We start from the raw sequence: 22,737 nt of genomic DNA on the forward strand, positions 1-22,737 counted from the left end.
ACTATCATGGCAAATAATTTATATACTGGTAAAATGGCTGCTATTTTTGATGCCATGTACCAAACCTTTATCGATTATGACGAAGAATATGAGTTTTATAATACCTTAATCCAAGAAAAAAAATGCGATTCTGTACTTGAAATTGGAAGCGGTACAGGAAATTTAGCCAAACGATTTGAGGGAAATAATCAGAATTATTTAGGCCTTGATTATAGCCAAAGTATGATTGATATTGCGCAGGAAAGAAATAAAAACAGCACTTTTATACATGGGGATATGCGTAATTTTGTGCTTGAAAATCCAGTGGATGCCATTATCATAACCGGACGATCCACAAGTTACTTGACCAACAATGAAGATGTAATAGATACTTTTGAGTCGGTCTATAAAAATTTGAATCCAAATGGTATTTTTATTTTTGATTTTATCGATGCCAATCGTTTCATTCCTTTTATAAAAGAAAACCAAACTATACTCCATGAAGCTACTTACGAAGGAATAAAATACATACGGGAGAGTCATTGGGAAACCACTCCAATGGAAAACTTCATGTTGGATTGGAGTGCACAATATTACAAGATTGTCGATAATGAAAAAGAAATTCTGTTGGATGATTTCTCTACCGTTAGGGTTTTTACATTAAACGAAATGCAACTATTCTTGTATCTCAATAATTTCGAAATCATCAAAGCAATTGACCGAAAAACATATGCTTATGATACTTACGTGATTATGGCTAAAAAGATTTTATAATTTTATTAATTATCTCCAATTCTTTGGCAGTAGGAGTTAACCCAGAAACATTCCAGTAATCTGTTAATATAGAATTCTTTATGTTGAAAAGAGTTTTGTCTTTAAAAACATCACTTTCTTTATAAGTGTAATTTTGAATATTAAAATTTGTTGTTATTAAGTTGTTGAGCACTTCTATGTTTTTGGTTTCATTACCAGTATTGATCTCGTAATTAATCTCTTCTTTTGAACTAATTAAATAATAATTTTCTCCATCAACTCTATAATTGGTTTTAAATACAGACCTAATTATATTTTTGGATCCTTTTGAAGAGTCCTCTTTAAGTCCTGCTAATGTAATAGGAGATACTTCAGTATTTATCTCAATTATTAATTTTCTATTAACGTCATAAACAATTTTAAAATCATCTAATAATTCAGTTGTACCTTCCAGTGGACTTGCCGTTATTTCGTTATACTCTTGATTTAAAGGATATACCTTTACAGTAAAGTTATATTTTTTTCTTATTTTTTCATCCAATAATGGTCTTAAAACCGTAAAAACATAATACTTTTCCATCGATACATTTAAATTGTATCCTAAGAGATCCGTACTGATTTCATCATCGACTAAGCCAAAAGAGCGATTTTGTTCCACCAATAAAACCGATTTTACTTTTTTCTGGTCTTTATATAATTGAAAATTTATGAGACCGTCATTGAAATAAGCATAATTACCGTTTAATTTAAAAAATTCTCTTGAATAAGCTTTCAATCTAGCGGGTACGTTCAGTCTTTTAATTGAATTATTGACTAATTCTTTGATTATTTCTTGAGGGTGCTGTTTTGTTACGACTATGTCATCAAGTGTATTTAGTTTACTATTTAAATAGATAACATTTTCAGGTAGATTTAAAGAAGCCCATTTTATGATTAGTGGTAAATAGGACGAGTGTGTTACTTTTATATTTGAACCTCCTTTTAATTCAAAAATGACTTTTCCTTCACTGTTTGACATTAAAACTTGTTTTGTTTTTAAAACAACAACGATAGCACCTTCTATTGGAAGATTAGAATCTTTTTCCATTAGTATTAATGTTCTTTCATTGGTTTGTGAAAAAACAGAAAAACATAAAAAGAATTGAAGTAAAACAAGACATTTTTTCATATTTTTTAAATGCAAATAAAAAATTAGTAAAAAAATATTCTGTTTAAAAATAGGAAAAAAATCAATTAAATATCATTTTTTTTAAAGAGAAAACGATATTGTATAAAAAAACCTGTGTAAAGACACAGGTTCTATGAAATTTCAAAAGATAAGCTTTATTCGTTGTGTAAGAAAGCTTGTCTGTTTAATAAAGTTTCTTCAGATTCAACATGATTGTCATCGGGTATACAACAGTCTACTGGACATACGGCGGCACATTGTGGCTCGTCGTGAAATCCTTTACATTCTGTACATTTTCCCGGAACAATATAATATATTTCATCAGAGATTGGCGTTTGTGCCTCATCTGAATCTACTTCGGTTCCATCTGGCAAAATCACTTTACCTTTCAGTTTTGTCCCATCTTTATATCTCCAATCATCTGCTCCCTCATATATCGCTGTATTTGGGCATTCTGGTTCACAAGCCCCACAATTTATGCATTCATCGGTTATTATAATTGCCATTTTATGTTTAGTTTTAAGGTTGAAAGTTCAAAAGTTTTATGTTCCGTAACACGAAATACGAATACTGAACACAACTTTTGCCTAAAGCTTATAAAAAGCTTATTTTTGTGCAAAATTACAATCAAAACTTTTCATAAACAAACATTATGACATTAGATACAAAAAAAAGCGCATTTGTTAAATTAGGTAAATTCCTAGGACAATTTAAAGAAGGCAATTGCACGAAAGACGAAACTGTATTTGGTAATGATTTATTTTTTGAAAAATTCATCGATTTAATTCAACTTTCCCAATCGCATAACGGCTGGTATACCCCAGAGCAAGTATATTTTTCTTTGCAATCTTGGGCAGAAGCATTAACCGAAGCTAATTTGGATAAATGGCTTTCTAACTACGACTTGAGTAAGGTAGAGCCCAAAAAAGTAGCTTTGGTTTTGGCAGGTAATATTCCCTTGGTTGGATTTCATGATTTCTTATCGGTTTTGATTACTGGGCATGATGTTTTGGTAAAGACTTCTTCGAATGACCAACATCTTTTGCCATTCTTGGCTAATTATCTTATCGCTTCTGAATCTGGATTTAAAAACAAAATCACGTTTGTAGAAGGGAAATTAGAAGGTTTTGATGCCGTTATTGCTACAGGCAGTAATAATACGGCCCGTTATTTTGAATATTATTTCAAAGACAAACCTTCCATCATAAGAAAAAACAGAAACTCAGTTGCAGTTTTAAATGGCAAAGAAACCAAAGAGGAATTAACGGCTCTTGGCGAAGATATTTTTAGATATTTTGGTTTAGGATGTCGAAATGTTTCCAAACTTTTTGTTCCAAAAGGTTATTCCTTTGATTCTTTTTTTGAAGCCATTTTTGAATATCAAGATGTGATTCATTACGAGAAATATGCAAATAATTATGACTACAACAAAGCGGTTTTCCTGATGAGTAATTTCAAATTACTGGATAATGGATTCTTGACTATAAAAGAAGATTCAAGTTACGGTTCGCCAATTACAAGCGTCTTTTATGAGTACTATGAAAATCTGGATGATTTGCAAAAACGTTTGGAGGAAGAAAGTGATCAAATTCAGTGTATTGTGAGTAAAGATATTGTAAAAAACAGCATTGAATTTGGAACCACGCAAAAACCAGATTTATGGGATTATGCAGACAACGTCGATACGATATCGTTTTTGTCAATAATATAAATCTATGTTTTTGTATTATTGCGAATAATTTAACTGTTTTTCAGCCCATATTCCCGAAATTTGCATTCTAGAAATTTAGACACAAAATACAGCTCGAAATGCTCATGATTGCCAATCACAGAGAGGTTTTAATATTGATTATTTCTTTACATTAATTAATTGGAACAAATAATAAACAAACAGTAACGACAAACTATACCATGAAAAAACACAACTACAGCGCAGGACCTTGTATTTTACCACAAGAAGTTTTTGAAAAATCAGCACAGGCAATATTGAATTTTAATGATTCTGGTTTGTCACTTTTGGAAATTTCGCATCGTAGTAAGGATTTTGTTGCCGTAATGGAAGAAGCAAGAGCTTTAGTTTTGGAGCTTTTGGATTTAAAAGGGAAAGGATATCAGGCTATATTCCTTGGAGGAGGAGCAAGTCTGGAATTCCTTATGGTTCCTTATAATTTAATGAAAGAAAGTGGAAAAGCGGCTTATTTGGATACAGGGACTTGGGCTTCGGCTGCTATAAAAGAAGCTAATTTTTTTGGAGAAACGATCGTTGTGGCATCTTCAAAAGAACAAAATTACAATCATATCCCAAAGGGATACACTATACCTGCCGATGCAGATTATTTTCACTGCACGAGCAACAACACTATTTTTGGGACACAAATGAAAGAGTTTCCATCAACAAATTTGCCTATTGTTTGTGATATGAGTTCTGATATTTTTTCAAGAAAATTGGATTTTTCTAAATTCGATATCATTTACGCAGGTGCACAAAAAAATATGGGACCAGCAGGAACTACTTTGGTTGTTATCAAAGAAGAAGTTCTTGGAAAAACAGGACGTGCAATACCGAGTATGCTTGATTATGCCAAACATATCAAAGCAGACAGTATGTACAATACGCCACCAGTTTTTCCAGTCTATGCATCTTTGTTGACTTTACAATGGTTGAAAAAGCTAGGAGGAATTGAGGCTATCGAAAAAATAAATGATGCCAAAGCAGATTTACTTTATGCTGAGATAGACAGAAATCCATTGTTTAGAGGAACGGCAGCTGTTGAAGATCGTTCTAATATGAACGCGACTTTTTTATTGAACGATGAATCACATGCTGCTAAATTTGATGAGATGTGGAAAGCAGCCGGAATTTCTGGATTGCCAGGACACCGTTCAGTTGGAGGTTACAGAGCATCAATGTACAATGCACTTCCTTTGGAAAGTGTACAGGTTCTTGTTGATGTGATGAAAGCTTTAGAAAGCAAAGTTTAATCGATTAATCGTTATTTGTTTAATCGGAATAATCAATGTAACGAATCGATTTTAAAGTAATAATTTATGTTAACCATCATCTAGACGATTAAACGGTTGACCAAATAAACTCAAAATGAAAATATTAGCAAACGACGGAATTTCAAAAAGCGGTATTGTCGCTTTAGAAAAGGCTGGATTTGAAGTTATCACTACAAAAGTAGCTCAGGAACAAGTGGCTAATTTTGTGAACAAAAATAATATAAGTGTCATATTGGTTCGTAGTGCCACAAAGGTTCGCAAGGATATAATTGACGCTTGTCCGGGTCTTAAAATTATTGGGCGTGGTGGTGTAGGAATGGATAATATTGACGTTGAGTATGCCAAAAGCAAGGGGATTCATGTCATAAATACCCCAGCTTCGTCATCAGAGTCCGTTGCTGAATTGGTTTTTGCCCATTTGTTTACCGGTGTACGATTTTTACATGACTCGAATAGAAATATGCCTTTGGAAGGAGATACCAATTTTGATGGGCTGAAAAAAGCTTATGCAAATGGTCTTGAGTTAAGAGGAAAAACACTTGGAATTATAGGAATGGGACGTATCGGTCAAGCTACCGCAAAAATGGCTATCGGACTTGGAATGAAAGTGATTTATAGTGATACACATATTCCAAAAAAAGATATAAAAGTACCTTTTTTTGATGGGCAGTCTATTTCTATATCACTGGTTTCACAAACTCAGGAATCTTTATTTCAGGAATCTGATTTCATTTCATTGCATGTACCTGCCCAGGATACACATGTTATTGGTGAAAAAGAATTAGAAATGATGAAAGACGGTGTTGGAATTGTAAACTGTGCAAGAGGTGGTGCTATTGATGAGGTGGCACTTGTAAAAGCATTGGATAGTGGTAAAGTGTTATTCGCGGGATTGGATGTTTATGAGAGTGAACCAAGTCCCGAAATTACTATTTTAATGAATCCGAAAATTTCTTTAACTCCTCATATTGGTGCTGCAACTGAAGAAGCCCAAGACAGAATTGGTACTGAACTTGCACATCAAATTATTAGTTTGTTAAGTAAATCATTAGTTAGCTAAAACAATCGTTTGATATTGAATTGTATAGTGGTAATTTGTTAACTTCAATTAATAAATTACCGCTTTTTTTGATTAAATTTGATATCTAATTTTAATCAAAAACCTATGTTTGAGCAATTAACACAATTAGTGCAACAATTTGGACAGGAAGCAGTTGTGAATAACAATGCGATTCCAAATGAACATAATGAAGCGGTAATGAGTGAAGCAGGAAATTCCATATTTTCTAGTTTGCAAAAAATGGCTTCCGAAGGAGGAATCGAGAAACTTGCTGGACTACTCCAAGGGAATAATGCTCAAGATCCTTCGAACCCAGCTGTTCAACAAATTACGCAACAACTTACAGGAAGTTTGGGAGAGAAATTTGGTTTAAATAGCAATGATGCTGCTGGAGTGGCCAGTAGTATGATTCCTCAAATACTAGGAGGATTAGTTAATAAAGCCAATGACCCGAATGACAGTTTTCAAATAACGGATTTAATTGGGGCTATTTCTGGAGGTGGCGCTCAAACATCTGGAATAATGGATGCCATTTCAAAATATGGAACTCAATTTGGTTTGGACCAAAATGCCGATGGAAAACTGGATATGAATGATGCTATTGCAGTGACCAAAAGTAGTGGTGGTATTGGTGGCTTTTTAGGAAAACTTTTTGGGAAATAAATGAAATCTTGATTAATATTAAAAAAGACATTTACAAAGTCGTAAATGTCTTTTTTTGTATCAGAATATTTCGATTCAAAAAGTAAAAAATGGTGTTGATTTTTTTTGAAAAAGATATACTTTAAAGTTTGTTTTAATTGTAAAGAACAGTAAATCAGTGTAAAAATCCTTAACTTTGTGTAGCTCTACAGTTCATATTTCATTACAAATTAATTATAACTTATTCTTAGAATTGTTCTTTTTATGACATCCGCAAACAGCTATTATTATGAAAAATTTAATTTACATATTGATTGTTCTTTTGACAATTATAGGATGTAGTGCTTCTAAATCTAATGTTGCAAGTACAGAAAAAACAAAAACTGCAGGTAATGACACTATAAAAATTGAAAATAAGGAACTCGAATACGAAGTGATTATCATTGAACCAGGTTTTGATTTTTGGTTAGAATCAACGGCCTATCCAAGAGGATATTATTCACAATCCTATTTAGAAAACAAAAATAATTATTATGTAATGGAATGGAATAACCGTGTCCACCAACCACAAATCTATTCTCCTAATTTATATGAAATGACTATCGATTACAATCCAACTATTAATTATGGTTATGAAGTAAACTATCTTATCTACAATTATATGATTTATTTCCAAAACAAATACAATCAACGATTGTATGGGCGAGTACCAGCAAGATAGGAAATACAATCTGCTAAAAAGTATTTGCAATTAAAATTAATTTAAATCTTTAAAAGAGACATTTGCAAGTTTGTAAATGTCTCTTTTGTGTAAATTACTTATTAACAAGTATTTATTTTTGGTATATTTATACTTGATTTTTCTTCTGTTAAATTCAGAAAAAAATATTTGACATCAGATGTCTTTAAATACCATCCCAAATCCTATTAAAACTTCTTTTTAAAATTTTTAGAGCAACATAATAATCTTATGTATTGCTTCTTAAATTGCGGCATGATAATTGATTAAAGAGATTGAAAAATGCTTTTTTATTTATTTAAAGCTATTTGTCCAGATGTTTTTTTTTTGAAAAAAAAACATATATTCTTTCTTCCTATGAAAAAAATAGAAGTTAAAAAAACGAAACCAAAAATAATCTTGCTTGTTGTAGGCATGAATGTTTTTTCAATACTATTGGTTTTAACCATACTATTGTATATAACTAATATCAAGAAAAGTATTTTAGATAATTACAATAACCAATTTCAAGATGAAATTACTAGAATTACGCAACTTGGTTTCAACCAAATTGTTGCTTCAATGGAGAGAAATGATTTGGTGGATTATCTTAAAACTAAAGATTCGAGTTTGTATAACGAAATGTATGCTGATCCAAGTTTCTTTAAATCTGATTATATAGGGGTTTATGGTTTGGACAATAAAATTATTAATCATACTAATTCAACTAAAATAAAAGAAGTTGATTTTGTTCCAAAAGAAGCTTTACTAGCTTTGAATAAATTAGGTAAATCCCGCTTTTATTTAAAAACATCCGATGGGATAATTCAAGTATTTGGCATTACCATTGCAAAATCAAATGGAACTATAAATCAGAAACCTGTAGGTTATTTTATAGTAGCCAGAAAAATTGATTCGTCTTTTAAACAAAGTGTAGAAAAAATAACCAATTCAACGATAACAGTATTCAATAATCAAAAAAGCAAAGTCACAAAGAATTACATTCTTCAATATAAAGTGGATTTGAAAGATTACAAAAATCAATTTGTTGCACGTGTTTATTTCGAAAGACCTTTTGAAAAATTTATTGCTACCATTTTAAAAAGTCTTTATTTTATTTTATTTGTTTCTTTATTATTGTTATTGTTTAGCTTTATTTATACCGAAAAATGGATTTCTGTCCCTTTAAACGCTATCACCAAAGCATTAGAAACTGGGAATAAGGAATCCATCGAAATTTTAAAAAACACGGAAGGGGATTTTAAAAACATCGGAACTCTTTTTGAAGAAAATGCCAAGCAAAAAAGTAAATTGGTAAAAGCAAAATTAAAAGCCGAAGAAAGTGATAAACTAAAATCTTCCTTTTTGTCCAATTTGTCACATGAGATAAGAACTCCCATGAATGCCATAGTCGGTTTTACGGAATTACTGATGAATACCGATTTAGAAGAGGAAGAGAAACAGGAATATTTATCGGTTATTGACAAAAGCGGAAAAAATTTGATTGCTATTATTGATGATCTTATTGAAATGTCAAAAATAGAATCCGATCAAACAAAGCCTAATTATGCCGCTGTCAATATGGAATCTTGCATCAAAGATTTGTATGACAGTATTAAAATCACAAATAAAAGAGCTAAAAAAATTGATTTCAAACTAATTGAAAGCAAAAAACCGGCACCATTTCCAGTAAAAACGGATGAGGTTAAACTGAAACAAATTATTACAAATTTGGTTACTAATGCGTTAAAGTTTACAGAGCAGGGTTCTGTTGAATTAGGTTATGAGATTGACGAACCAAATAATAAAATTGTATTCAAGATAAAAGACACTGGTTTTGGGATTGATGAAAATAATCAACAATACATCTTTGATCGCTTTAGAAGAGTGGGAGGAGACCATACAGTTAAAATTGGCGGACTTGGTTTGGGACTTGCGATTTCAAAAGCCTATGCCGAAATGCTGGGAGGAACCATTACATTAGAATCGAAACTGGGAAAAGGTTCCGAATTTTATTTTACCATTCCTTTGGAATATGTGAAATCACAAAGAATATCGGTTCAGCCTGTTAATGAACTTACTATTTTTAAAGGTGAAGAGAAAGGAACTATATTAATTGCAGAGGATGATAATATTAATTTCTTGCTGTTTCAGAAAATAATGAAAGGAAAAAATTTCAGGATAATTCGTGCCGAAAATGGCCAAGAAGCCGTTGATATTTGCTTTAATAACCCAAACATAGATTTGGTGTTAATGGATATCAAAATGCCTATTATGGATGGATTCGAAGCTCTTGAAAAAATTATGCCAATAAGACCCAATCTTCCCATAATTGCACAAACCGCATTTGCATCCAATGAAGATAAGGATCGAATTTTTAGGGCTGGATTTACGGATTACATAACAAAACCCATTAACAGAGAACGATTGTTTGAAACAATAGAAGTAATTCTAAAAAAGAAAGTTTCTTAACAATTGATCGTGATATTTAATAGTTAAAATATAGAAACAAAAAAGGAAATAAGAATAAATTCAACAATTAAAACCTGTTATATTTGCAAAAAAGGAATTAACTAAAAATGAAAGGATTGAAACAACGTTGGGGACTTACATCCAATTGGCAATTAGCCGTCATATTTGTTGTTTTCGCCATTACAGGATCAGCTTCAGCTTATTTATCCAAACCCTTTTGTGTGTGGTTGGGAATCGGGAAGGAAGAATTAGGCCACTGGTACACCCCGATTCGTCTACTACTAATTTTTCCTATTTATCAAGTTTTATTGGTAGCAATAGGTTTTCTTTTTGGTCAATTTAAATTCTTTTGGGCTTTTGAAAAAAAAATGCTCAAGGGCATGGGTTTTGGGTTTATGTTTAAAGAGTAGATTTTTTTATAATAATCTGAATCTAAAATTTAAAACCATCTGTCAATATCATTCTTGATAACTTTGCGTTATTCCTCTTTTTAATTTTATCGAATTACACTACATTAGCAGACTCGAGGTTTTTGCGAAAAGTAAAAGACCGAACAGAATACAGTTAAATTCGATAAAATTCCAAAATGTCAGATCAAAATCAATATACCGAAGATAATATCCGTTCTCTCGATTGGAAAGAACATATCCGTATGCGTCCCGGGATGTACATTGGGAAACTAGGTGACGGGTCTTCACCAGATGATGGTATTTATATTTTATTAAAAGAGGTTCTCGACAACTGTATCGATGAATTTGTAATGGGTGCTGGTAAAACCATTGAAGTAACCATTAAAGATAAAACGGTTAGCGTTCGTGATTATGGCCGTGGAATTCCATTGGGGAAGGTAATTGATGTTGTTTCCAAAATGAATACCGGAGGTAAATACGATTCCTTGGCCTTCAAAAAATCCGTTGGTTTGAATGGAGTCGGGACAAAAGCCGTAAATGCATTGTCCAATTATTTTCGCGTGGAGTCTGTTCGTGAGGACAAACAAAAAGCTGCCGAGTTTTCAGGCGGTAATTTGGTTCTTGAAGAAGATGTTGTTGAAACTACCAAGAGAAAAGGTACTAAAGTAACTTTTACACCTGATGAAACCATCTTCAAAAATTATAAATTCAGATTTGAGTATGTAATCAAAATGCTTAAAAACTATTGTTATTTGAACAATGGGCTGACGATAATTTTTAATGGAGAAAAATATTATTCTGAAAATGGATTAAAAGATTTATTAGAAGAAACCATTCACGCTGATGATTTAGAGTATCCTATCATTCATCTCAAAGGGGATGATATTGAGATGGCTCTGACGCATAGTAAAACCCAATATAGTGAAGAATATCACTCTTTTGTAAATGGACAAAACACGACACAGGGAGGAACGCATCTCGCAGCTTATCGTGAAGCAATTGTAAAAACAATTCGAGAATTTTATAATAAAAGTTTTGAAGCTTCGGATGTACGTAAATCGGTGGTGAGTGCCATTAGCATCAAAGTGATGGAACCTGTTTTTGAGTCACAGACCAAAACCAAATTAGGTTCTACAGATATAGGTTCCGAACCGGGAATGCCTTCCGTTCGTACGTTCGTAAATGATTTTGTGAAAACAAAACTGGATAATTATTTACATAAGAATCCAGCAACTGCAGATGCCTTATTGCGAAAAATTCTTCAGGCCGAACGCGAGCGTAAAGAATTATCAGGAATTCGAAAATTAGCCACAGATCGAGCCAAAAAGGCTAATCTTCACAATAAAAAATTAAGGGATTGTCGGGCCCACCTTCCAGATACAAAAAACCCTAAGAGCTTAGAAAGTACTTTGTTTATTACCGAGGGAGATTCGGCTTCCGGGTCGATTACCAAATCTCGTGATGTGAATACTCAGGCGGTGTTTAGTTTGCGTGGTAAGCCTTTGAATTCGTACGGAATGAGTAAAAAGATTGTGTATGAAAACGAAGAATTCAATTTATTGCAGGCCGCTTTGGATATCGAAGATGGATTGGAAAAATTGCGTTACAACAACATTGTGATTGCAACCGATGCCGATGTCGATGGAATGCACATTCGCTTACTTTTGATTACTTTCTTTCTGCAGTTTTTCCCGGAATTAATAAAAGAGGGGCATTTGTATATTTTGCAAACACCACTTTTTAGAGTTCGAAACAAAAAAGAAACCATTTATTGCTATTCGGAAGAAGAACGGAAAGACGCTATAGAAAAATTAAAACCAAAACCGGAAATCACTCGATTTAAGGGATTGGGAGAGATTTCACCAGATGAGTTCAAGAATTTCATTGGAGAAACCATTCGTTTGGATCCGATTATGATGGATAAAAATACTTCTATCGAACAATTATTGTCGTTTTATATGGGTAAAAACACTCCTGATAGACAGGATTTTATCATCAAGAATCTGAAGGTTGAGATCGATGTTTTGGAAGAAGTGAAATAAAATAGATTTGCTAGTGTCAGACAATCTTCAAAATAAAGCTTTATTCTTTCAAGTAACCGAACTATTGCAAAATGCTCGGCAACAGGTTTTGCGTACTGTAAATTCAACAATGGTTTGCGCCTATTTTGAAATAGGAAGAATGATTGTAGAAGAAGAGCAAAACGGAAAAGACAGAGCCGAATATGGAAAGCAACTATTAAAAGGACTTTCTGAACAATTGACTAATGAGTTTGGGAAAGGGTTTTCATTGAGGAATTTGGAGCAATTCAGAAAATTTTATTTATCTTATTCAAAATCCGAGACAGTGTTGGGGATTTTCAGTATTCAAAAAACGCAGACACTGTCTGCGGAATTGAATTCAATAAATTCTCAAGTACTACTTTCATTTTTCAAGCTGACATGGTCTCATTACACTTTTTTAATTCGAATTGACGACGAGAAAGAGAGACGTTTTTACGAAATAGAATCTGAAAAATACAATTGGAGTGTTCGAGAATTAAAACGGCAATATGATTCGGCACTTTATACACGATTGGCTTTAAGCCGAGATAAAGAAGGGATTTTGAAACTTTCTGAAAAGGGTCAGATTATAGAGAAACCAAAAGATCTTATCAAAGATCCATATATTTTGGAATTTCTAGGATTGCCAGAATTACATCAGTATTCTGAATCGGAGCTGGAAGAAGAGATTATCAACAAACTTGAGCATTTTTTATTGGAATTGGGTCAAGGTTTTACTTTTGTAGCCAGACAAAACAGAATTACTTTTGATGATAAACATTTCCGAATCGATTTGGTTTTTTATAATCGAGTTTTAAAATGTTTTGTTTTAATTGATTTAAAAATAGGCGAATTAAAACACCAAGATTTGGGACAAATGCAAATGTATGTCAATTATTATGACAGAGAAATGCGTTTGGAAGATGAAAATAAAACGATAGGAATTGTGCTTTGCCAAAACAAAAGTGATTTGGTTGTAGAATACACTTTACCTGAAAATAACGAGCAAATATTTGCCAGTAAATACAAAACAATTCTGCCAAGCAGAGAAGATTTAATACAATTAATTTCGGAATCAAAATAAATGAAAGACGAAGAAGACGATAACATAATTCCAGATAGCGAAGAAAATAATTCGGAAAATCATTCTATTGATGACAATCAAGATGATAATGATTCGGATGATATTATTGAAGTAGAAGCCAAACATTTTGAGGGGCAGCATTTTTACGAAAACACAGAGGATGAAAATGATACCATCACCAAAGTTACAGGAATGTACAAAGATTGGTTTTTGGATTATGCTTCCTATGTAATTTTAGAGCGTGCCGTTCCAGCGATTGAGGATGGTTTCAAACCGGTACAACGAAGAATCATGCACTCTTTGAAAGAGTTGGATGATGGTCGTTACAATAAAGTTGCCAATGTCGTAGGTCACACGATGCAATATCACCCGCATGGTGATCAGAGTATTGGTGATGCGATGGTGCAAATTGGGCAGAAAGAATTATTGATTGATTGCCAAGGAAACTGGGGGAATATTCTAACTGGTGATGGAGCTGCGGCTTCTCGTTATATTGAAGCGCGTTTATCAAAATTCGCTTTGGAAGTTTTGTATTCTCCAAAAATTACCGATTGGGGCGTTTCCTATGATGGACGTCGCGCCGAACCAAATAACTTACCGGTAAAATTCCCATTGTTATTGGCTTCTGGAGCAGAGGGAATTGCTGTAGGTCTTTCGACCAAAGTATTGCCCCATAACTTCAATGAGCTGATAGATGCTTCGATTAAAATTTTAAAAGGAAAACCATTTACGTTATATCCCGATTTCTTGACGCAAGGTATCGCCGATGTGTCCAATTATAATGACGGAATGCGTGGTGGACGTGTTCGGGTTCGTGCCAAAATTGGTCAACTCGACAAAAACACCTTGGTAATTACCCAAATTCCATTTTCGACCAATACGACTACTTTGATTGACAGTATTTTGAAAGCCAATGATAAAGGTAAAATCAAAATCAAGAAAATTGAGGATAATACAGCGGCTGAGGTAGAGATTTTAATTCATCTTTTTCCTGGAGTTTCTCCAGATAAAACAATCGACGCTTTGTTTGCATTTACTGCTTGCGAAACTTCGGTAGCGCCATTGGGCTGTGTGATTGAGGACAACAAACCGTTGTTTATTGGGGTTTCGGATATGTTGAAAATTTCGACCAATCGAACCGTTGATCTCTTGAGAAGAGAGTTGGAAATTCAATTGAGCGAGCTCGAAGAGCAATGGCATTTCTTGTCTTTGGAACGTATTTTTATCGAAAATAAAATTTACCGTGATATTGAGGATAAAACAACTCGCGAAGATGTTATACAAGCGGTTGATGATGGTTTAAAACCTTTTATTCAACATCTGAAACGTGCGGTTACTGAAGAAGATATTTTGAGATTATTGGATATCCGAATCATGCGTATCTCAAAATTCGACAGCAACAAAGCGCAAGATAAAATTGAGGCTCTTGAAGGAAATATAGAGCAGGTAAAATACGATTTGGAACACATCATCGATTTTGCGATTGCTTATTTTACAAGATTAAAAGAGAAATACGGAAAAGGCAGAGAGCGCCAAACCGAATTGCGTATTTTTGATGATATTGAAGCGACAAAAGTGGTTTTAAGAAATACTAAATTGTACGTAAATAGAGAGGAAGGTTTCGTTGGAACCAGTTTGAAAAAAGACGAATATGTAACTGATTGTTCGGATATTGATGATGTAATTGTGTTTTTGCGAAATGGGAAAATGATGATAACCAAAGTCGATGCCAAAACATTCGTTGGTAAAGATATCATCCACGTTGCTATTTTTGACAAAAGTGACAAACGTACCATTTACAATATGATTTACCGTGACGGAAAATCAGGACCATCGTATATCAAACGATTCAATGTTTCGGGAGTTACCCGTGATAAACCGTATGATTTGACCAATGAAACTGCTGGTTCGCAAACTTTGTATTTCTCTTGTAATCCGAATGGAGAAGCTGAGGTGATTACAATTTTATTGCGTCAGGTAGGAAGTATCAAGAAACTGAAATTCGATATCGACTTTGCTTCTTTGGCAATCAAAGGGCGTGCTTCCAAAGGGAATTTGGTAACCAAATATCCTATCAAAAAAATTGAATTGAAGGAGAAAGGAATTTCAACTCTATTGCCAAGGAAAATTTGGTTTGATGATACCGTTCAGCGATTAAACGTTGATGCCAGAGGAGAACTGTTAGGCGAATTTAGACCAAGTGACAAAATTCTAGTTATTTCACAGGCAGGAAAAATTAAAGTTATTACTCCTGAACTGAGTACTCATTTTGATGAAGATATGATTGTCCTGGAAAAATGGGTTCCCAAAAAACCAATTTCGGCAATTTATTATGATGGTGAAAAAGAGCGTTATTACATCAAACGTTTCTTGGTGGAAACCGAAAATAAAGAGGAATCTTTCATCACGGAGCATGCCAATTCTAGATTGGAAATCGTAGCAACAGATTATCGTCCTGTAGCCGAATTAGTTTTCACGAAGGTAAAAGGAGTTCAAAAAGAGAATATGACTGTGGATATCGAGTCTTTTATTGCCGTAAAAGGATTTAAAGCACTCGGTAATCAATTGACAACAGATAAATTAAAACAAGTAAACTTATTGGAGCCTTTACCGTATGAAGCTCCAGAAGAAATTATTCCGGAGGAAATTGAAGTTCAAGGAGAAATTAATTCCGATGAAACTGATGTTCAATTGGATGATGACGGACAGGTTGTCTTGTTCTAGAAAAAAAAAGCTCCTTTTGGAGCTTTTTTTATTTAAACAAATCTTTTAAAGTGAATTCTGTTTTTCCTTTTAGATCCTTTAATTTTTTTACGATTTTTAAAAAAGCAATTGCAGTGATATAAGCATCACCCATAGCGGTGTGGCGGTCTTTTTTGGAGATGTCAAATTTATCGGCAAGATCATCTAAGGCATAGTTTTCTTTGCGTTCCAGTAAATTAGACATAATGAGTGTTTTTTTATAAAGATACGCAGTGTCCAATGTTTTATTCGTTAATTGTGGAAGACCATTTCGTTCCAATGCCATATTGATCATTGTAATATCAAAGATTGTATGGTGTGCAATGATAATGTCATCTCCCAAAAAATCCAAAAACTTTTGCAACGCTTCTAATTCGGAAGGTTTGTCCATAACCCAATCTTTTAAAATTCCATGAATTTGTGCACTGCTTTTATCGTAATGATCTTGGTGGATGTAAATTTCAAAACTATCTGGAATTGCAATTACATTGTTCTGTAGGACAACAGCACCTATGCAAAGTATTCGGTCATTATCATAATCAAAGCCTGTAGTTTCGGTATCTAAAACTACAAAACGAGTACTTTCAACGGTATTTGAAAGTGTTTCGTCAATCGATTTTTCGGGAATCTTCAAAAAATCAAATATGCTTGCTTTGCTTCTTTTTAAAAAGTCCCTCATTACAATATATTTGATGGATTAAAGCGTATGGAAATAACTTCTTGTATCTCTTTAATAGTTTTAAAAGTACTTTTAAGCTTTATTTTTTCAAGTTTTGTAAGATCTCCGAGGGCAATATATTGACCAGAATCATTATGCAAAAGACCTTGTTTGGTTCTGAATTTTAAAAGAGCTCTATAGGAATAAGAGCAGGCCAAGTACAATTCTCTATTCTGAGGTTCCAATTCTGCTAATTTCTCAAAACGTTCGGGAGTATTGCTAATTGATTTTACGGCATGTGAGAGTATCAAAACTCTTGCTGCATCACTCAAAGGCATCAAAGCTCTTCTTTTTATATCAAAAGAATCTTTGTTTGCTCCGTCTTGTTCCAATAAAAATTCTCTAAAAAATCCTGTTGGAGAAGGGCTTTGCAAAGCGCCACTAACTAAGTGAAGGTAAAATACAGGGTTAGCCTTTATATCCTCTAAAATATAATCGGATAAGTTGTTTACGATTTCGCTGTCGCCATACGAGAGGCTGTAGTCAAAAAATATAAACGACAATAATACTTCGTCTTTTCCGGTATTTGTGATCCAATGGTGAACCAGTTTTTTCCATTCGCCCAGACTTAAACACCACTTTGGATTGGAGGCCATCATCTCGGCAGGGCAATAATCATATCCAATTTCAAATAATCCTTTGTTGACATGAGTTGCTAATTCTAGGAAATATTTTTTAGTTTTCTCTTTTAATTCTTCTGGTACATCTTCATAGACTAGGGCATTGTCCTGATCGGTCTGCAATAATTGCTCACTTCGTCCTTGGCTTCCCATTGCCAGCCATGCAAATTTTACAGGAGGTGGAGTACTCATTTTTTTTAATGAAATGGCTATAACTTGTTGAATGCAAACATCATTTAATTCGGTAATGATTTTTGATGTCAGTGTTATTGGGATGTTCTGATCCAAATAGCCTTGTAATAAATGCATGATATTGGCGCGTATCGGTTTGATATCTTTGTATTTTTTTGCTCTTTTTACGGCTTTTATTAAAACTGCAGGATTGTTTCCCAAAGAAACCATAACATCGTGCTTCGAAAGGATTCCAACCGCTTTTGTGTTTGGTGTACCATCTTTTGTAAGGCATATATGGCTGATATTGCTTTTCATCATCGCCATTTGTGCCTGGGTTGCTGTCAGTTTTTTGGGATAGGTAACAACAGGGCTTGTCATGATTAAGGAAGCCGATGTAGTGATAGGATATTCTCCAGTTACAATTTTGTTCCTTAAATCCTTGTCGGTGATAATACCAATAGGCAGTTTATCTTCTACCACAAGTACAGCTCCAACATTTTTTTTAGTCATAATTTCGGCTATGGCTTTTGCTGTGGTTATAGCGGAACAAGTAACTATTTTTTTGGAATATTTTACGGGTTGAATATCAAGTAGTTTAGTTTCTGTTTCCAATAGATCTCCCGCCAAAGTTTCGCCATACAACTTTCCTCTATGGCTTTTAGAGTAAGGATTGTTGGTATTAGAGGCAAAACTTTGTATTAAGAAATTACCAACAGCTTCATTTTCTAGTGCGTATGGTCTAAAAATTGAGATGGGAATAGCATAAAGGATAGTTTCCTCATAAGCTCTGGCTTCCATTTTGTAATTCTCATTGGCTATAAGAGGTCTCAGCCCAAAAATATCTCCTTCGTCACACATATCTAAAATATCATTTTTTAGACCTTTTCTAAGTGCGACAGCTCCTTTGTGAACCACATAAAATGAGCTATGCGTTTCTTCATTTTCTGCAAAAATTACACTATCTTTTTCTTTGTATATAATGGATATTTGCTCCGAAAGTATTTCAATGTCTTTTTGATTTAAAAAAGTAAAAGGAGGGAAGTTTTTTAGGAAATCGGCAACTCTATGTGAAATGGTATTTTTCATTGGTATTGTTTGAAACTAAAATTATATATAAAAAAAAAACAGCTACTTTGAGGTAACTGTGTTTTTAATGGTTGTTTTTTCGAATGATTTCGATGCTAATGTGGAAGAATATAAGGAAACACAAAACGGAGTAATGTAAGTCAATACTATTCTTAAAGTATTTCTAAATGTAAAATCACCTTCCCAGATTACGTCGTAACTGTTAATAGTGTTCAAAATAGTCCCCACTACAACAGCAATAATCAAAGCGTTTTTTATGTTTTTAGAAAGCATATTATTTCTTTTTGGTCATTCTCATATTTAGTATTTCTACAAATAAAGAGAACGAAATGGCAAAGTATAAATACCCTTTTGGTACTGGAGTCACATGACTGCCAAATATAAGAGCATTGGCCAAGTGTGCACTTTCGGTCAACAGCATGAATCCTATCAAAATCAAAAAGGACAATCCTAAAATTTGTATCGATGGATGTTTGTTTACAAAATTTCCAACAGGAACTGCAAACTGCATCATAATCAAAACAGATATCACTACAGCCGTAATCATAATAATCAAAGCACCTTCAACACCGTTTGTCATTCCCACAGCGGTTAAAATACTGTCAAATGAGAAAACCAAGTCGATCATTATAATTTGAAGAATAACACTCTGAAAAGATTTTGCTGCAGCTCGTCCCAATTCTTTTTCTTTATGACCTTTTTCATCAACTTTCTCACGAATTTCATTTGTACTTTTATAAATCAAGAACAATCCTCCCAACAATAAAATGATACTTTGTCCTGTAACCCCAGCATGTAGCCAACTCCAATCAATCGTAAACCAAGGCTTTTTCATTTTGGTTAAAAAATTAATTCCAAATAAAAGAGCTATTCGCATGAACATGGCTAGAAACATTCCTATTTTGGTTGCTTTTTTGCGGTCTTCCGGAGCTAATTTTCCAGTTGCAATAGAGATGAAAATGATGTTGTCTATACCTAATACAATTTCAAGAAAAGTTAGTGTTAATAAGGCAATCCAAGCATCTGGGTTTAAAAATACTTCCATTTTTTATTATGGGTTTAAATTATGGGTTTTTTGCAATCTGCAATCTGAATTCTCTAATTTGAAATCTTAATAACCGTTCCTCTTTGTTTAGAATCGACACCAACCATTCCAAATTCAAAGGTATAGGAATTTTTTGTAGTTGTCAAAATTTTCATGTCAATCGCTTTCTCTTCGGCCTTGTTTTTCGGGTGTTTTTTCTGCAAAACATATTCGCAATCATTCACCCAGCGAATTGTGGAAGTATCCGTTTTTCCCTCAAAAGTCTCAATTTCAATGCTGTCATTACGCTCAAAAACCGTAGTTTTTTTAACGCCGTCAATCTCGTATTCAAATTTAAATTTCCCGGTTTTAAAGTCGGCACAGTTACGTTCAACATTGTAGCAGGATAGTAGCAGCAGTAAAGGAGAGAGTAGTATTATTTTTTTCATTTCTTCGTATTTATCTTTTTTATTTGGGCCTAATCCAGCTATCCGTTACAACTCCTCGGTCTATTCCCTTTTTTTCCAATGCCCTAAAAGGAGCTTCCTCTGGTCGCTCTTTTGGGGCAAGAAAAAATAAGATATAGCCCTGCGGGGTTTTCACTTCCATCTGGGGCAATAAATAGGTATATTTATTATTTTAAACGTCTGAATTCTTCTTCCGTAAAATTTTTAATTGTTTTCTCTTGTGCAAATTTATCTGCGTTATAACTATTCGATTTATTTTTTGGAATCGATAAACTATCCCATTCGCTATTTTTAAGTTGTTTGGCATAAAAGACAATTTGTCCAACATGATATGGATAATGTGCCAGTTGTCTGTTGATGGCTTCAATGACTGTATGGCCCTCGTTCCTGATATAAATAATCTCCGAAAGTTGTTCTGGCTTCAAACTGTCCAATGCTCCTAAAAAACAATCCCAACCTTTATTCCAAAGAGTCAATACTTGATCCTTTGTGTGCAAATCATTTTCAAATTCACCGTCTCTATTTCTAGTTTCTTTTTCACCATCGGTGGTCAGGAAATCCGTCCAACGCGAAAGCATATTCCCCGAAAGGTGTTTTACAATCACGGCAATACTGTTGGTGTCTTCGTTTACAGTAACAAAAAGCTGCTCCGGTTCTAATTGATCTATCGCTTTTTCTCCCAATATTTTATAGTAGAGAAATTGCTTTTTTACGCTTTCAAGATAGGAGATGGTTGCATTCATAATTACTCAATTTTTATATCGTATTTATCCAAAAGCCCCGCGATTCCCTGACTGGAAAATTTTGCTTTTTTCATCGGGTTGAATTCGGGGTCAATTTTATAGTTATAGGCTGTGGTAAAATCGGCACCGGCCAAAACAGTGTCGTTAAAAATAGCATTGTCCAAATTACAGTTTCCAAAAACCGATTGGGTCAAATTCGTTCCAATAAAAGTTACTTCTTTCATCGAACACGAATTGAATTTGGTTTTGGGCATTTTTTTATTTGCAAAAGAACTATAGTCCAAAATGCAATCTTGAAATTGCACATTGAATAAAAAATCCTGACACGATTGAAATTGAATCCCCATTAGTTTGCAGTTCTTGAAGTTAACACTCTTCAGGCTAGAACCTCCCAATTGGGTCATCGATAAATTGCATTCTATGAATTCACAATCCATAAAACTATTGTTCGAAAAATCGCTATTTGAGAAATCGCAGTTCTTAAAAACGCAATCCTCAAATTCACGATTGTTAATCTTCTTACCAATATAGGTTACTTTTTCAAATGTTTTTTGAATGTGTATCAGGTCTTCCATTAGTCGTTAAATATGCCTTTCATTATTATTTTTAAACCTACAAACATCAAGTACATTGATGTGAGACAGGCAATGATTCCAATAGCCAAAACCAAATAATGCCAATTGGTATGTTGGTTCATAAATGCATTATAAATAACGGTTGGGCCAATGAACATGAGCGGTAAAGCACCAGTCAAATATTTTATCCCTTTTGCCAATAATTCTTTGTTAGCCATTTTTGCTGGTTTAATCTGTTATATGTTTAATCGTAATTTGTGCAACCTATTATCTGAAATCTGCTTATTGAGCATTATAATAATCAACTGCTTTTCTAACGCTTCCGTGAGTTTTTAGCAATTCAGAGCCTTCTTCGTAAGTTACAGGAATTTCTCCCATAATCATTTTTACACCACGATCTACAAGTTTGACATTGCTCAATTGCATATCAACCATTTTGTTTCCTTTTACTTTTCCAAGCTGGATCATTGTAGCGGTCGTAATCATATTTAGAACCAATTTTTGGGCAGTACCTGCTTTCATTCTGGAACTTCCCGTTACAAACTCGGGGCCCACAATGACTTCGATTGGGAATTTTGCCTTGTGGGAAAGAGGACTTCCAGCATTGCAAGAAATACTTCCAGTACTTATATTTTTAGCATTACAGGCCTGTAAACCTCCAATAACATAAGGAGTTGTTCCAGAGGCAGCAATACCAACAACCACATCATTTGCGTTTACGTTAAAAGCTTGTAAGTCAATCCAAGCTTGAGTAGCGTTGTCTTCGGCATTTTCAACGGCTTTGCGGATGGCAGTATCTCCACCTGCAATAATTCCAACAACCAAATCAAAAGGGACTCCAAAAGTTGGAGGACATTCTGAGGCATCCAAGATTCCCAAACGTCCGGAAGTTCCGGCTCCAATATAGAATAATCGGCCACCCAATTTCATTTTGGCAACAATTTCGGTTACCAATGTCTCTATTTGCGGCAAGGCTTTTTCTACAGCAAGAGGTACAGTTTTGTCTTCGTTATTGATGTTGGTAAGTAATTCTTGAACCGACATTTTCTCTAAATGTTCATATTTTGAAGATTGTTCGGTGGTCTTAGTGAAGTTCATTGTTTTGCTTTAAAATTGACAACTTTTATACTTGGTAAAGTTAGGGAATTTTAAAACTTACTATTCTCTGAAAAATGAAAAATAGTAATAAAAATGTTTATTTTGCTTAAGATAACATTTTAGTAAACCAGTAATACTTTATCTGGAATGTTGTATTTT

Annotated in this window: 22 protein-coding genes; 11 read left to right on the plus strand and 11 right to left on the minus strand. The window is 33.7% G+C overall.

The genetic code is table 11. The features are described from left to right. Positions 1 to 6: 6 nt before the first annotated feature. A complete protein-coding gene (locus HQN62_RS08040) occupies positions 7 to 753 on the plus strand; it encodes a class I SAM-dependent DNA methyltransferase (RefSeq protein WP_173503962.1) in 747 nt (248 codons plus the stop codon). Here HQN62_RS08040 and HQN62_RS08045 read toward each other — a convergent pair. After that, positions 737 to 1,900 (minus strand): hypothetical protein, encoded by a 1,164-nt coding sequence (locus HQN62_RS08045; RefSeq protein ID WP_173503963.1) that lies wholly within the window; start codon positions 1,898 to 1,900, stop codon positions 737 to 739. The genes HQN62_RS08040 and HQN62_RS08045 overlap by 17 nt on opposite strands. Before the next feature lie 155 nt (positions 1,901 to 2,055). Further along, the gene (locus HQN62_RS08050; protein WP_173503964.1) at positions 2,056 to 2,406 is read right to left on the minus strand and encodes a 4Fe-4S dicluster domain-containing protein; all 351 of its coding nucleotides are present in this window, start codon (positions 2,404 to 2,406) and stop codon (positions 2,056 to 2,058) included. Between the two features lie 146 nt (positions 2,407 to 2,552). Here HQN62_RS08050 and HQN62_RS08055 point away from each other — a divergent pair, with 146 nt between their 5' ends. From HQN62_RS08055 to HQN62_RS08100, 10 genes are all read left to right on the plus strand, one after another. Continuing rightward, complete coding sequence (locus HQN62_RS08055) at positions 2,553 to 3,611, plus strand: acyl-CoA reductase (protein WP_173503965.1); 1,059 nt, start codon at positions 2,553 to 2,555, stop codon at positions 3,609 to 3,611. A gap of 200 nt (positions 3,612 to 3,811) precedes the next feature. After that, positions 3,812 to 4,882 (plus strand): 3-phosphoserine/phosphohydroxythreonine transaminase, encoded by a 1,071-nt coding sequence (gene serC, locus HQN62_RS08060; RefSeq protein WP_173503966.1) that lies wholly within the window; start codon positions 3,812 to 3,814, stop codon positions 4,880 to 4,882. Between the two features lie 115 nt (positions 4,883 to 4,997). Beyond that, the gene (locus tag HQN62_RS08065; protein ID WP_173503967.1) at positions 4,998 to 5,963 is read left to right on the plus strand and encodes a D-2-hydroxyacid dehydrogenase; all 966 of its coding nucleotides are present in this window, start codon (positions 4,998 to 5,000) and stop codon (positions 5,961 to 5,963) included. A gap of 105 nt (positions 5,964 to 6,068) precedes the next feature. Further along, positions 6,069 to 6,626, plus strand: coding sequence for a DUF937 domain-containing protein (locus HQN62_RS08070; protein WP_116795663.1), 558 nt, complete (start codon positions 6,069 to 6,071; stop codon positions 6,624 to 6,626). A 268-nt stretch (positions 6,627 to 6,894) separates the two neighbouring features. Then, positions 6,895 to 7,326 carry a DUF6146 family protein gene (locus HQN62_RS08075; RefSeq protein ID WP_116795662.1) on the plus strand — a complete coding sequence of 144 codons (432 nt, stop codon included), beginning with the start codon at positions 6,895 to 6,897 and terminating at the stop codon, positions 7,324 to 7,326. A gap of 375 nt (positions 7,327 to 7,701) precedes the next feature. Beyond that, positions 7,702 to 9,795 carry an ATP-binding protein gene (locus HQN62_RS08080; RefSeq protein WP_116795661.1) on the plus strand — a complete coding sequence of 698 codons (2,094 nt, stop codon included), beginning with the start codon at positions 7,702 to 7,704 and terminating at the stop codon, positions 9,793 to 9,795. A 107-nt stretch (positions 9,796 to 9,902) separates the two neighbouring features. Next, positions 9,903 to 10,205, plus strand: a complete 303-nt coding sequence (locus HQN62_RS08085; RefSeq protein ID WP_116795660.1) for a DUF6787 family protein — start codon at positions 9,903 to 9,905, stop codon at positions 10,203 to 10,205. Between the two features lie 176 nt (positions 10,206 to 10,381). After that, positions 10,382 to 12,247: a DNA topoisomerase IV subunit B gene (locus tag HQN62_RS08090; RefSeq protein ID WP_116795659.1), complete on the plus strand. Its 1,866-nt coding sequence runs from the start codon at positions 10,382 to 10,384 to the stop codon at positions 12,245 to 12,247. 13 nt (positions 12,248 to 12,260) lie between these two features. Beyond that, entirely contained in the window at positions 12,261 to 13,331 is a 1,071-nt protein-coding gene (locus HQN62_RS08095; protein ID WP_116795658.1) for a PDDEXK nuclease domain-containing protein, read from the plus strand. Continuing rightward, on the plus strand, positions 13,332 to 16,055 hold the full coding sequence (locus HQN62_RS08100; RefSeq protein ID WP_173503968.1) for a DNA gyrase/topoisomerase IV subunit A: 2,724 nt from the start codon (positions 13,332 to 13,334) through the stop codon (positions 16,053 to 16,055). Between the two features lie 28 nt (positions 16,056 to 16,083). On the opposite strand, the gene HQN62_RS08105 is transcribed toward HQN62_RS08100, so the two are convergent. From HQN62_RS08105 to murQ, 9 genes are all read right to left on the minus strand, one after another. Further along, positions 16,084 to 16,752: a 3'-5' exonuclease gene (locus tag HQN62_RS08105; RefSeq protein ID WP_173503969.1), complete on the minus strand. Its 669-nt coding sequence runs from the start codon at positions 16,750 to 16,752 to the stop codon at positions 16,084 to 16,086. Further along, positions 16,752 to 18,671, minus strand: coding sequence for a DUF294 nucleotidyltransferase-like domain-containing protein (locus HQN62_RS08110; RefSeq protein WP_116795655.1), 1,920 nt, complete (start codon positions 18,669 to 18,671; stop codon positions 16,752 to 16,754). The genes HQN62_RS08105 and HQN62_RS08110 overlap by 1 nt, the downstream gene beginning before the upstream one ends. A gap of 42 nt (positions 18,672 to 18,713) precedes the next feature. After that, the gene (gene nrtS, locus HQN62_RS08115) at positions 18,714 to 18,944 is read right to left on the minus strand and encodes a nitrate/nitrite transporter NrtS (protein WP_173503970.1); all 231 of its coding nucleotides are present in this window, start codon (positions 18,942 to 18,944) and stop codon (positions 18,714 to 18,716) included. Between the two features lies 1 nt (position 18,945). Further along, positions 18,946 to 19,716 carry a TerC family protein gene (locus HQN62_RS08120; protein ID WP_173503971.1) on the minus strand — a complete coding sequence of 257 codons (771 nt, stop codon included), beginning with the start codon at positions 19,714 to 19,716 and terminating at the stop codon, positions 18,946 to 18,948. Positions 19,717 to 19,769: 53 nt separating this feature from the next. Continuing rightward, complete coding sequence (locus HQN62_RS08125) at positions 19,770 to 20,144, minus strand: DNA topoisomerase IV (RefSeq protein ID WP_173503972.1); 375 nt, start codon at positions 20,142 to 20,144, stop codon at positions 19,770 to 19,772. Positions 20,145 to 20,329: 185 nt separating this feature from the next. Further along, complete coding sequence (locus HQN62_RS08130; RefSeq protein ID WP_173503973.1) at positions 20,330 to 20,905, minus strand: DUF1572 family protein; 576 nt, start codon at positions 20,903 to 20,905, stop codon at positions 20,330 to 20,332. Positions 20,906 to 20,907: 2 nt separating this feature from the next. Continuing rightward, positions 20,908 to 21,480: a pentapeptide repeat-containing protein gene (locus tag HQN62_RS08135; RefSeq protein WP_173503974.1), complete on the minus strand. Its 573-nt coding sequence runs from the start codon at positions 21,478 to 21,480 to the stop codon at positions 20,908 to 20,910. Next, positions 21,480 to 21,698 (minus strand): DUF6095 family protein, encoded by a 219-nt coding sequence (locus tag HQN62_RS08140; protein ID WP_173503975.1) that lies wholly within the window; start codon positions 21,696 to 21,698, stop codon positions 21,480 to 21,482. The genes HQN62_RS08135 and HQN62_RS08140 overlap by 1 nt, the downstream gene beginning before the upstream one ends. A gap of 64 nt (positions 21,699 to 21,762) precedes the next feature. Next, positions 21,763 to 22,578 carry an N-acetylmuramic acid 6-phosphate etherase gene (murQ, locus tag HQN62_RS08145; RefSeq protein WP_173503976.1) on the minus strand — a complete coding sequence of 272 codons (816 nt, stop codon included), beginning with the start codon at positions 22,576 to 22,578 and terminating at the stop codon, positions 21,763 to 21,765. Positions 22,579 to 22,737: the final 159 nt, after the last annotated feature.

It is taken from the genome of Flavobacterium sp. M31R6 (genome assembly GCF_013284035.1).
In the GTDB taxonomy this organism is placed as follows: Bacteria; Bacteroidota; Bacteroidia; order Flavobacteriales; family Flavobacteriaceae; genus Flavobacterium.

Bases quoted from the DNA above. Each gene is read 5' to 3' on its own strand.
- HQN62_RS08040 (WP_173503962.1), top strand. From the start codon at position 7: ATGGCAAATAATTTATATACTGGTAAAATGGCTGCTATTTTTGATGCC.
- HQN62_RS08045 (WP_173503963.1), bottom strand. From the start codon at position 1,900: ATGAAAAAATGTCTTGTTTTACTTCAATTCTTTTTATGTTTTTCTGTT.
- HQN62_RS08050 (WP_173503964.1), bottom strand. From the start codon at position 2,406: ATGGCAATTATAATAACCGATGAATGCATAAATTGTGGGGCTTGTGAA.
- HQN62_RS08055 (WP_173503965.1), top strand. From the start codon at position 2,553: ATGACATTAGATACAAAAAAAAGCGCATTTGTTAAATTAGGTAAATTC.
- serC (WP_173503966.1), top strand. From the start codon at position 3,812: ATGAAAAAACACAACTACAGCGCAGGACCTTGTATTTTACCACAAGAA.
- HQN62_RS08065 (WP_173503967.1), top strand. From the start codon at position 4,998: ATGAAAATATTAGCAAACGACGGAATTTCAAAAAGCGGTATTGTCGCT.
- HQN62_RS08070 (WP_116795663.1), top strand. From the start codon at position 6,069: ATGTTTGAGCAATTAACACAATTAGTGCAACAATTTGGACAGGAAGCA.
- HQN62_RS08075 (WP_116795662.1), top strand. From the start codon at position 6,895: ATGAAAAATTTAATTTACATATTGATTGTTCTTTTGACAATTATAGGA.
- HQN62_RS08080 (WP_116795661.1), top strand. From the start codon at position 7,702: ATGAAAAAAATAGAAGTTAAAAAAACGAAACCAAAAATAATCTTGCTT.
- HQN62_RS08085 (WP_116795660.1), top strand. From the start codon at position 9,903: ATGAAAGGATTGAAACAACGTTGGGGACTTACATCCAATTGGCAATTA.
- HQN62_RS08090 (WP_116795659.1), top strand. From the start codon at position 10,382: ATGTCAGATCAAAATCAATATACCGAAGATAATATCCGTTCTCTCGAT.
- HQN62_RS08100 (WP_173503968.1), top strand. From the start codon at position 13,332: ATGAAAGACGAAGAAGACGATAACATAATTCCAGATAGCGAAGAAAAT.
- HQN62_RS08105 (WP_173503969.1), bottom strand. From the start codon at position 16,752: ATGAGGGACTTTTTAAAAAGAAGCAAAGCAAGCATATTTGATTTTTTG.
- HQN62_RS08110 (WP_116795655.1), bottom strand. From the start codon at position 18,671: ATGAAAAATACCATTTCACATAGAGTTGCCGATTTCCTAAAAAACTTC.
- nrtS (WP_173503970.1), bottom strand. From the start codon at position 18,944: ATGCTTTCTAAAAACATAAAAAACGCTTTGATTATTGCTGTTGTAGTG.
- HQN62_RS08120 (WP_173503971.1), bottom strand. From the start codon at position 19,716: ATGGAAGTATTTTTAAACCCAGATGCTTGGATTGCCTTATTAACACTA.
- HQN62_RS08125 (WP_173503972.1), bottom strand. From the start codon at position 20,144: ATGAAAAAAATAATACTACTCTCTCCTTTACTGCTGCTACTATCCTGC.
- HQN62_RS08130 (WP_173503973.1), bottom strand. From the start codon at position 20,905: ATGAATGCAACCATCTCCTATCTTGAAAGCGTAAAAAAGCAATTTCTC.
- HQN62_RS08135 (WP_173503974.1), bottom strand. From the start codon at position 21,480: ATGGAAGACCTGATACACATTCAAAAAACATTTGAAAAAGTAACCTAT.
- HQN62_RS08140 (WP_173503975.1), bottom strand. From the start codon at position 21,698: ATGGCTAACAAAGAATTATTGGCAAAAGGGATAAAATATTTGACTGGT.
- murQ (WP_173503976.1), bottom strand. From the start codon at position 22,578: ATGAACTTCACTAAGACCACCGAACAATCTTCAAAATATGAACATTTA.